11 protein-coding genes and 1 other RNA gene are annotated in these 9,491 nt (G+C 71.9%); 5 read left to right on the top strand and 7 right to left on the bottom strand.

Going from position 1 to position 9,491, the window contains the following annotated elements:
* Positions 1–76: 76 nt before the first annotated feature.
* The gene (locus tag ACXYMW_RS03580) at positions 77–595 is read right to left on the bottom strand and encodes a c-type cytochrome (RefSeq protein WP_459033916.1); all 519 of its coding nucleotides are present in this window, start codon (positions 593–595) and stop codon (positions 77–79) included.
* Between the two features lie 116 nt (positions 596–711).
* Between ACXYMW_RS03580 and ACXYMW_RS03575 the strand changes: the two genes are divergently transcribed.
* Positions 712–1,551 carry a prephenate dehydratase gene (locus ACXYMW_RS03575; protein WP_459033915.1) on the top strand — a complete coding sequence of 280 codons (840 nt, stop codon included), beginning with the start codon at positions 712–714 and terminating at the stop codon, positions 1,549–1,551.
* Here ACXYMW_RS03575 and ACXYMW_RS03570 read toward each other — a convergent pair.
* Positions 1,524–1,817: a DUF3253 domain-containing protein gene (locus ACXYMW_RS03570; protein ID WP_459033914.1), complete on the bottom strand. Its 294-nt coding sequence runs from the start codon at positions 1,815–1,817 to the stop codon at positions 1,524–1,526. The genes ACXYMW_RS03575 and ACXYMW_RS03570 overlap by 28 nt on opposite strands.
* A gap of 177 nt (positions 1,818–1,994) precedes the next feature.
* Positions 1,995–2,091: signal recognition particle sRNA small type (ffs, locus tag ACXYMW_RS03565), an RNA gene on the bottom strand.
* Between the two features lie 130 nt (positions 2,092–2,221).
* Between ffs and nudC the strand changes: the two genes are divergently transcribed.
* Positions 2,222–3,178 carry an NAD(+) diphosphatase gene (nudC, locus tag ACXYMW_RS03560; protein ID WP_459033913.1) on the top strand — a complete coding sequence of 319 codons (957 nt, stop codon included), beginning with the start codon at positions 2,222–2,224 and terminating at the stop codon, positions 3,176–3,178.
* 67 nt (positions 3,179–3,245) lie between these two features.
* Positions 3,246–3,713 carry an SRPBCC family protein gene (locus tag ACXYMW_RS03555; RefSeq protein ID WP_459033912.1) on the top strand — a complete coding sequence of 156 codons (468 nt, stop codon included), beginning with the start codon at positions 3,246–3,248 and terminating at the stop codon, positions 3,711–3,713.
* Positions 3,714–3,746: 33 nt separating this feature from the next.
* On the opposite strand, the gene ACXYMW_RS03550 is transcribed toward ACXYMW_RS03555, so the two are convergent.
* Both ACXYMW_RS03550 and ACXYMW_RS03545 read right to left on the bottom strand, forming a co-directional pair.
* Positions 3,747–5,477, bottom strand: coding sequence for a capsule biosynthesis protein (locus tag ACXYMW_RS03550; RefSeq protein WP_459033911.1), 1,731 nt, complete (start codon positions 5,475–5,477; stop codon positions 3,747–3,749).
* A complete protein-coding gene (locus tag ACXYMW_RS03545) occupies positions 5,455–6,114 on the bottom strand; it encodes an ABC transporter ATP-binding protein (protein WP_459033910.1) in 660 nt (219 codons plus the stop codon). The genes ACXYMW_RS03550 and ACXYMW_RS03545 overlap by 23 nt, the downstream gene beginning before the upstream one ends.
* A gap of 211 nt (positions 6,115–6,325) precedes the next feature.
* On the opposite strand from ACXYMW_RS03545, the gene ACXYMW_RS03540 reads away from it, so the two are divergent.
* Positions 6,326–7,105 (top strand): MBL fold metallo-hydrolase, encoded by a 780-nt coding sequence (locus ACXYMW_RS03540; protein WP_459033909.1) that lies wholly within the window; start codon positions 6,326–6,328, stop codon positions 7,103–7,105.
* Positions 7,106–7,445: 340 nt separating this feature from the next.
* Positions 7,446–8,117 carry a Crp/Fnr family transcriptional regulator gene (locus ACXYMW_RS03535; RefSeq protein WP_459033908.1) on the top strand — a complete coding sequence of 224 codons (672 nt, stop codon included), beginning with the start codon at positions 7,446–7,448 and terminating at the stop codon, positions 8,115–8,117.
* 9 nt (positions 8,118–8,126) lie between these two features.
* Here ACXYMW_RS03535 and dtd read toward each other — a convergent pair whose 3' ends face one another.
* A complete protein-coding gene (gene dtd, locus ACXYMW_RS03530; RefSeq protein WP_459033907.1) occupies positions 8,127–8,570 on the bottom strand; it encodes a D-aminoacyl-tRNA deacylase in 444 nt (147 codons plus the stop codon).
* Positions 8,567–9,469 carry a carbohydrate kinase family protein gene (locus ACXYMW_RS03525; protein ID WP_459033906.1) on the bottom strand — a complete coding sequence of 301 codons (903 nt, stop codon included), beginning with the start codon at positions 9,467–9,469 and terminating at the stop codon, positions 8,567–8,569. The genes dtd and ACXYMW_RS03525 overlap by 4 nt, the downstream gene beginning before the upstream one ends.
* Positions 9,470–9,491: the final 22 nt, after the last annotated feature.

Here is a 9,491-nt window from a genome sequence, read left to right as displayed (position 1 = left end):
TGTGATCTTGCCCGCCCGGCACGCAAAAGGGCCGCTGCCTTGCGACAGCGGCCCCGATCCCGCGCGGTGCGCGCGCTCAGCTCTGCTGTTCGAGCCAGGCGATCAGGTTCACCCGGTCCTCGGGGTCCTTGAGGCCGGAATAGCTCATCGCGGTGCCCGGGGCATAGCCCGACGGGTTCTCGAGGAAGTGGAACAGCGCCTCCGGCGACCATTCCGGCGTCGCCTCCTTCAGGGCGCCGGAATAGTTGTAGCCGTCCACCGCGCCGGTGGCGCGGCCCACCACGCCGTTCAGGTAGGGGCCGACCGCGTTCGAGCCGTCGAGCTTGTGGCAGGCGCGGCAGCCGTTGAAGACGCGCTCGCCCGAGGCGGCATCGGCGCTTTCCCAGAGCGCGGCGAAATCGACCTCCTCGGCCGGCTCGCCGCCGCCCTCGCCCTCGTCGGTCTCGATCACCCAGGCCGCGGCGTGCTCCTCGCCATGCGCACCGGCGCCGCCGACATGGTAGATGGTCTCGCCGACCCACTTGCCCAGCAGCAGGACCAGGAAGGTGCCGCAGAAGCCTCCGACCACCTTGGTAACCGTCATCGTGTCAAACATGGCTTCGCATCCGTCGGTGTTCCGTGTCGCGAAATGCCATATTGGTTCCCTTTGCCGAGGGCAAGGTGTAGGAGGCGCGACCAAACGCCCGCCGGGCGCCAGACGGATCGCAGACCATGACAGACCGCCCCCGCATCGCCTTCCAGGGAGAGCCCGGCGCCTATTCGCACGAGGCCTGCCGCGACGCCCGGCCCGACCACCAGCCCTTGCCCTGCCGCACCTTCGAGGACGCGGTGGAGGCGGTGCGGACCGGCGCCGCGGCGCTGGCCATGCTGCCGGTGGAGAACTCGACCTATGGCCGGGTCGCCGACATCCACACCCTGCTGCCGCATTCCGGCCTGCACATCGTCGACGAGGTCTTCGTGCGGGTCCACATCAACATGCTGGGCGTGCCCGGCGCCCGGCTCGAGGACATCCGCGAGGCGTTCTCGCATCTCGTGCTGCTGCCGCAATGCGCGGGCTTCCTGAAGGCGCGCGGCATCACCGGGCGGGTGAGTTCGGACAATGCCCGCGCGGCCCGCGACGTCGCCGCCCGCGGCGAGCGGCAGGTGGCGGCGCTGGCCAGCGAACTGGCGGCGGAGATCTACGGGCTCGAGATTCTCGCCCGGCACATCGAGGACCAGGGCAACAACACCACGCGCTTCCTCGTCATGTCGCCCGAGGCCGACCTGGCGCGGCGCGGCGCGCACGGCATGATGACGAGCTTCTTCTTCGAGGTCCGCAACATCCCTTCGGCGCTCTACAAGGCGATGGGGGGCTTCGCCACCAACGGCGTCAACATGACCAAGCTGGAAAGCTACATGGTCGGCGGCTCCTTCGCCGCGACGCAGTTCTACGCCGACATCGAGGGCCATCCCGAGGATCCGGCGGTGGCCCGCGCCTTCGAGGAGCTGCGCTACTTCACCCACCAGGTCGAGGTGCTGGGCACCTATCCGCGCTCGCCCCGGCGCGATTGAGCCGCCGGCCCGGCCCCGGGCGCCAGCGCCAGGCGGATCGGGCCGCGCGCGGTCTCGGGATCGACCGGGCGGCCGCGCTGGGTCGCGACGAGCGGCAGGCCGGCCGCGACGCGGCGCATCTCGGGCATCAGCGGACGCCACTCGGCCGCCAGGGCGCGGGCAACCTCGGACGGGCAGAAGGTCTTGTCCGGGCCGCGGGCGCGCGCCAGGCGCATCAGCGCAGCGGCAATCTCGGCGTCGCGGGGGGCGGGGCGTTCGGCGGTCATCCGCGGGAGGTAGGGCGGATCCGGCGCCGCGCCGCCCCGGGCGGGGGAGGCGGGGCGCTGCCCCTCGGGCGGGGGAGGAGGGGCGCTGCCCCTCTTGGCCTGGCGGCCAATTCACCCCGGGATATTTCGGCTCAGAAGAAGCGGGGCGGCCGGGCGGCGTGGGGGGAGGGGGGGAGGGGTGAGAGGTTGGACAACGACCCAAGCGGGGCTCGTTACGGCTGCTTCCTTCCGGACCTGACCGGGTTGGCGAGGCGCTTGCCCGCACCAACCTCTCGAGGACGCATCTAGGGGCTCGCGGCGGGCTTTGCAACCCCGGGCGGGGCCGGAGGCGGGGCGCCTTCCGGGGCTTGGCTTGCCGCGCCGCGCCTGCCATGGATCGGCGACGCGCGGGGCAGGAGGACAGCATGCGGCATGCGGAACAGGTGACCTTCGGCGGATCGGGGCTCGACCGGGCGGACGAGATCCGCGCCCGGCCCGAGGCGCTGGCGGCGGCGGCGGCCGATGCCGCGGCCCGCACCGTGCTGCTGTGGCGCGGCAAGCCGCTCTTCGACGCGGCGGGGGGGCTGGCGCGGCTCGAGGCGACCCACCCGGTGCTGGCCGAGGCCGGGCCGCCGATCCTGCTCGGCCGCGAGGACGGGGCGGCGCGCTTCGCCCGCGACCTGCCGGGCTGGCAGCCGGAGAGCGGCGAACTCGACGCGGTGGGCGGTTTCGTCGACCGCAGCGAGCAGGAACATCCGCTGCTGCCGGGCGGCCGCTTCGCCGAGCTTCGCCAGGTCATGGCAGGGCTCGGCCGGCGCGACGCCGAACTGGCGGCGACGGCGCGCGCGGTGCTGAACTGGCACGAGAGCCACGGCCATTGCGCGCGATGCGGCGCCGCCTCGGAGATCGCCTGCGGCGGCTGGCAGCGGCGCTGCCCGGCCTGCGGGGCCACGCATTTCCCGCGCACCGATCCGGTGGTGATCATGCTGGTGACGCGCGGCAACCGGACGCTTCTGGGCCGCTCCCCGGGCTGGCCCGAGGGCATGTATTCCTGCCTCGCGGGCTTCGTCGAGCCCGGCGAGAGCGTCGAGGCGGCGGTGCGCCGCGAGGTCCGCGAGGAGGCCGGGATCGAGATCGGCGCGGTGCGCTACCTGGCGAGCCAGCCCTGGCCGTTTCCGAACTCGCTGATGATCGGCTGCCTGGGCGAGGCGCGCAGCGAGACCATCCGCCGCGATCCCGCCGAGCTCGAGGATGCGCGCTGGGTCAGCCGCGAGGAGCTGGTGGCGGCGCTGGCCGGCGGCGATCCCGGGCTGCGGCCGGCGCGGCCCGGCTCGATCGCGCATTTCCTGCTCCGCAACTGGCTTGCGGACCGGCTGGATTGACGCGAGGATCGGCCCGACGCGCCCGGGACCGGACCTCCGGGCAGCGCGGCAAGGAACGGGGCAGGGCATGAAATTCGCAATCCGCGAGGACATCGAGGGGCCGCTCGACCGGGTGTTCGCGGCGCTCAGCGATTTCGAGGCGATGGAGCGCGCGGCGCGGCGCCGCGGCGTGGAGCTCGACCGCGCCGGCGAGGTGGCCCGGCCGCGCGCCGGCCTGACCTGGCAGGCGCGCTTCCCGTTCCGCGGCAGCGCGCGCGAGGCCGAGATCCGGCTGGCCGAGTTCGCGCCGCCCGAGCGCATGGTCTTCGACGGCGTCTCGGGTGGGCTCGAGACCCGCACCGTGCTCGACGTGGTGGCGCTGTCGCGCACCCGCACCCGGGTGGCGGGCGAGGTCGAGCTCGTGCCGCGCACGCTCTCGGCGCGGCTCCTGGTGCAATCCCTGAAGCTTGCCCGCGGCAGCGTCGAGAAGCGCATCAAGGCGCGGGCCAGCGCCTATGCCGGCGAGCTCGAGCGGCGCCTGCGCGAGGCCTCCTGAGCCGCGGCCGCGCCACGCCGCGGCCGCGCGCGCCTAGTGCGACACCTGTTCGCGCAGGATCGAGGCGGTGAGCGAGACCATCAGGTAGATGCCGGCGAAGATCAGGAAGGCCAGCAGCGTGTTCTCGAACTTGCGCGGGTAGCTCGGATCCTCCGAGGCCACCGGCTCCACCGAGGTGGTGAGGTAGCGCGCCTGGCTGTCGGCGTCGCGGCGCGCCGTCTCGAGCCGCTCCAGCGCCGATTGCAGCATCAGGTCGCGGGAGGCGAGGTCGGCCTCGGCGAGCTGCACCTTCACGGCGATGTCGGCCAGCGAATCCTCGCCCTCGCGGGTCGCGGTCATCTTGGTGTTGAGCTCGGCCAGCAGCGTCTCGAGCCGCCGGACATCGGCCTCGGCGCCCTCGACCCGGCTCTGGTTGGGGCGCGCATTGTCGAGCAGGGCCTGCAGCTGCAGGCGCTTTTCCTGAAGCTGCAGCTCGAAGGTGTTGATCTGGCTGCGCAGGGCGGCGATCCGGCCCTCGGGATCGAGCAGCGCGCCCTCCTGCTGCAGCCGCACCAGCTGTTCCTGCGCCGCGCGGCGCGCCGCCCCGGCCTCGGTCAGGCCGAGCTCGGCATCGGTGACGGCGTTGCTGCGCTTGCGCATCGACAGGCTGTCGACGCGCTCCTCGGCGTAGCGGATCAGCACCCGGCTGAACTCGGCCGCGACCTGCGGATCGGCGGCCGAGACCTCCATCTTGACCACCCCCTCGGTCGGGTCGTAGCCGATGTCGATGTTGCGCTCATAGACCGCGTAGGCCTCCTCGTTCGAGGCATCGGGCGCGAGCCGCTGGATCGGGTCGATCCAGGCCTGGGCAAAATGCGCCTTGAAGCCCTCATCCGCGTCGAGCCGCAGCATGGCGTCCTTGGAGGACAGGTAGGACTGCACCGCGATGGCGTCCTGGTTGGTCGCGAACTGGGTGCCGGTCAGGAGCCCGCCGACCCCGCCGCCGCCGCCGGTTTCGTTCTTCAGGATCAGGAATTCCGACTTGGTGGCATACATCGGCGTGGCGATGGCGAAGAAATAGTAGCCCGCGACCAGCGTCGGCAGCAGCACGAAGAAAGCCAGCCGGGTCAGCAGCAGCGCCAGCTTGCGCCGCCGGCGCCGGGCCAGGTCGCGCTGGATCTTGCCGATCTCCGCGGCGCGGCGCTCCGCCGGGCTCGGTCCCTGCGGCACGGCGACCTCGGTGGCGGGCAGGCCGCGGCCGCCGGCGGGCAGGGTCTGGGGCAGCTGCACCCGGTCGCCGGACGCGGGGACGCGGCCGGCGCCGGCGGTCCCGGCGGCCGGCTCGGCGCCGCGGGTGACCACCAGTTCGAGCGTGTTGGTGCGCTGGAACGGGTCAATGCCGCGGGCCCGCAGCATGCGCACCGCGTCGAAATCGTCCGCCGGCTCTAGGCCGTGCTTCTGCGCCACCCGCCGCGCCATGCGCAGCTGCCGGCCGGTCAGCCCCTCGGCGCGAATCGCCGCGAGATCCGTGGCGCCCGCCACCGCCGGGGGCGCGGCGCCGGGCGCCGCCTCTCCGTCCGCCTGCGCCGCGGCTGGACCGGGCACGGCGGGACCGGGCGCCGGCGCTCCCTCGGCCGGCGCCTCTGCGGCCGGCGAGGCGCCGGCCGGGGCGGGGCGCGCGTCCGCCTGCGGCGTCTCTCCGGCCGGGCTGGCGGGGCCGGACGCCCCGGCCGGCGGCTGCGGGCCGCGGATGCGGAAGCGCTTAGCCTTGGGTTTCGTAGTCATAGAGCCGTTTCGCTTCTTCCAGCGTCTCGAACATGTGCAACTGGCCATCCATCAGGACGGCGGCCTTGCGGGCGAACTTCTCCAGGATCGGCGGCTGGTGGCTGACGATCACGATGGTGGTGGTGCGCAGGCGTTCGGCAAGGATCTCGCCGGCGCGGCGGTTGAAGGCCACGTCGGTGGAGGCCGGCATGCCCTCGTCGATCAGGTAGATGTCGAAGTCGAGCGCCAGCATCAGCGAGAAGGTGAAGCGCGCGCGCATGCCCGACGAATAGGTGCCCACGGGTTCGTCGAAATATTCCTCGAGCCCGCAGAGCCAGCGGCAGAACGATTCGACGTAATCGGGGTCGAGCCCGTAGAGCCGAGCGATAAAGCGGGCATTCTCGCGCGCCGAAACCTTGGAGATGACGCCGCCCATGAAGCCCAGCGGGAAGGAGACCCGGGAGGTGCGGCGAATCTGGCCCTCGTCGGGCTTCTCGAGCCCGGCCATCATCTTGATCAGCGTCGTCTTGCCGGTGCCGTTGGGGGCCAGGATGCCGAGGCTCTCGCCCAGTTCGACGCGGAACGACACCCGGTCCAGAATCACCTTGCGCTGCGTCCCCGTCCAGAACGACTTGCTGACATGGTCGAATTCCAGCATGCGGGGCCCTTGGCTTCACGGCTCGGACGCACCCTTACCCGATGCCGTCTTAAGCCATGCATAAAGTTCGAATTTGACCAGACTATGGTCCGATTTGGAAACAAAAGATCACGGCAATCGATACCGGCGCGAGGCGCCCGGGGCCGCGGCCGCGTTGAAGCGGCGGCCCGGCAGGCTAGCTCGTCGCCGGGTCCATTACCGGAGGTCGACCATGCCCCATTCTCGCCGCACATTCCTCGTCACCGCCGCCGCCGCCGGCACGATGACGGTTCTGCCCTATGCCCGGCTTGCCGCCGCGCAGGAGAGCAACACCTTCGCGACCGATGGTGGCGAGATCACCGTGCATCCGGTCAGCCACGCCTCCTTCATCCTCGAGGCGCCGCAGGGGGTGATCTATGTCGACCCGGCGGGCGAGCCCGAGGCCTATGCCGATTTCCCCGCCCCCGACCTGATCCTGATCACCCACGAGCACGGCGATCACTACAAGCCCGAGACGCTGAACGCGCTGATGGGCGAGGCGACCCAGCTGATCACCAACCCCGCGGTCGGCGACATGCTGCCCGAGGACCTTGCCGGCCGGGCCGAGGCGATCGGCAACGGCGAGAGCACCGAATGGCAGGGCATCGGCATCGACGCGATTGCGGCCTACAACATCACCGAGGGGCGGCTCGACTTCCATCCCGAGGGCCGCGATAACGGCTACGTGCTGACCTTCGACAATTTCCGCGTCTACGTCTCCGGCGACACCGAGGGCGTCGACGAGATGCGGGCGCTGGAGAACATCGACCTGGCCTTCGTCTGCATGAACCTGCCCTTCACGATGGATGCCGAACAGGCCGCGGATGCGGTCAACGCCTTCAAGCCCAAGGTGGTCTATCCCTACCATTTCCGCGGCCGCGACGGCGGCACCAAGGACCCGCAGGCCTTTGCCGAGATGGTGAACGGCGTCGAGGTGCGCACCCCCGACTGGTATCCCGACGCCGAGATCTGAGGCCGAAGGCCCCCGGACACAGCAAGGGCCGCCCCGGCGGGAGACGGCCCTTGTGCTCCCGAACTCCGTCGACGACCGCCTTGGCCCCTCAGCCGGGCGGCCGCCTCCGCAGCCCGAAACGCGTGCCCCGTATGCGCCAGGCTTCGGCAGGGCCGACGCCTCCGTCGTGCGGTGGAAATCGTTGCCGACTTTCCGCATTGTCCGGTCGCGCATGACCGGGGGTCGGGTCCCGTATGGACCCTGTGCCGCCCCGCAGCATTAAACTGCGACATAGGAGGGGCGGAATATGACGATCAAATGCAGAAATTGCCCGCTGCTCCCCAAACCCTTGTTCCAGAAGATGACCGAGCCCGAACTCGCGTTCATGGAGCGGTTCAAGGCCGGGGAGATCACCGTCGAGCCGGGGACGCCGCTGCTGGAGGCGGGGTCGAACTCGCCGCAGCTCTACACCGCGCTGCGGGGTTTCGGCCTGCGGTACTGCCTGCTCGAGGACGGCCGGCGCCAGGTGCTGAGCTTCGTTCTGCCGGGCGACACGGTCGGCCTGCAGGCCGGGGTGATGCAGCAGATGAACCACCACGTCGAGGCGACCACCGCGATGACGCTCTGCGTCTTCAACCGCCGCGAGCTCTGGACCCTGTTCGAAAGCAGCCCCCGGCGCGGCTATGACCTGACCTGGATCGCCTCGGCCGAGGAAAGTTTCCTTGCCGAGGCGCTCACCGCGGTGGGCCAGCAGACGGCGCTCGAAAGCATCGCCTGGGCGCTGTCGCGGATGTGGCGCCGGCTCGAGGCGCTGGACGAGAGGAAGGGCCGCCGCGTGCCCTTTCCCTATCGCCAGCAGGACCTCGCCGACGCGCTGGGCCTCAGCCTCGTGCACACCAACAAGACGCTGAAGAAGCTGCGCGACCGCCAGCTCGCGACCTGGTCCGAGGGCTGGCTCACGGTGCCGGACATCGAAGAGCTGGAAGCGATCGGGCAGATCGACGTCGTGCAGCAGAAGCGCCCGCTGCTCTAGGACGCGGCGTCAGGCGCCGCTGTCGAGCCAGATCGTCACCGGGCCGTCATTGACCAGCGCCACCTGCATGTCGGCCCCGAAGCGTCCCATCGCCACCGGCACGCCCTCGGCCTGCAGGCAGCCGGCGAAATGCTCGTACAGCCGTTCGCCGAGGTCGGGCGCCGCGGCGGCCGAGAAGCCGGGCCGGTTGCCGCGGCTGGTATCGGCCGCGAGGGTGAATTGCGACACCACCAGCGCCGCGCCGCCGGCGTCGCGCACCGAGCGGTTCATCCGCCCCTCGGCATCGCGGAAGATGCGCAGCCGGGCGACCTTGGCGGCCAGCCGGGCCGCCTCGGCCTCGCCGTCGCCCTGCATGGCACAGACCAGCACCGCGAGCCCGCGGCCGATCTCGCCCAGCACCGCGCCCTCGACGCTGACCGAGGCGCGGCTGACGCGCTGCAGCAGCGCCCTCACAATTCGCTGTCCCAGGGCGGGTTGGCGCCGGCGCGCGACACCGTCACCGCCGCGGCGGCGGCCCCCAGTGCAACGGCCGGGCGCAGATCGGCGAGCCCGGTGGCCCGCAGGGCGCCCCGCTCCAGCAGGCCCGCGCGGTGCAGCCCGGCCAGCAGCCCGGCATTGAAGGTGTCGCCGGCGCCCACCGTGTCGACGACCTCGGCGGGGCGCGCCGGCACCCGTTCGGCGCCGGCAGCGGTCACCGCGTCGACGCCCTCGGCGCCGCGGGTCACCAGCACCAGCGCCGCGCCCTCGGCGATCAGCGTCTCGGGCGCGGTGCCGAGCCAGTCCATGTCCTCATCCGAGACCTTGACGATGTCGGCGCCGGCCAGCATCGCCGCCAGCCGCGCCCGGTAGCGCTCGGGGTCGCGGATGAAGCCCGGCCGGATGTTGGGGTCGATCATCACCACCCGGCGCCCGGCCTCGCGCGCGGCCAGCGCCGCGTAGACGTCGGCGGCGGGTTCGGAGACCAGGGAGATGCCGCCGAAGAACAGCGCCGCGACGTCGTCGCCGAGCGCGGGCAGGTCGGCCGGCTCGAGCATCCGCCCGGCGGTGTTCTCGTCGTAGAAGGCGTAGCGCGCATGGCCGTCGGTCAGCGTCACGAAGGCCAGGGTGGTGGGCCGGTCGCTGCGCGCCGCGAAGCCGGTCTCGACGCGGCTGGCGGCCAGCGCCGCGTCCAGCATGGTGCCGAAGAGGTCGGTGGACAGGCCGCCGAAATACCCGGCCGGGGCGCCCAGCCGCCCGAGCGCGATGGCGGTGTTGAAGACCGCGCCGCCGACATAGGGCGCAAAGGCCGTCTCGCCGGCGGCGCTTTCGCGCGGCAGCATGTCGATCAGGCTTTCGCCGCAGCACAGAATCATCGCGTCCCTCCGCTCGTTGTTA

This window comes from Roseivivax sp. CAU 1761 (assembly GCF_054482755.1).
The sequence above is the reverse complement of the archived record's forward strand: the minus strand, read 5'-3'. Positions and strand labels throughout refer to the sequence as shown.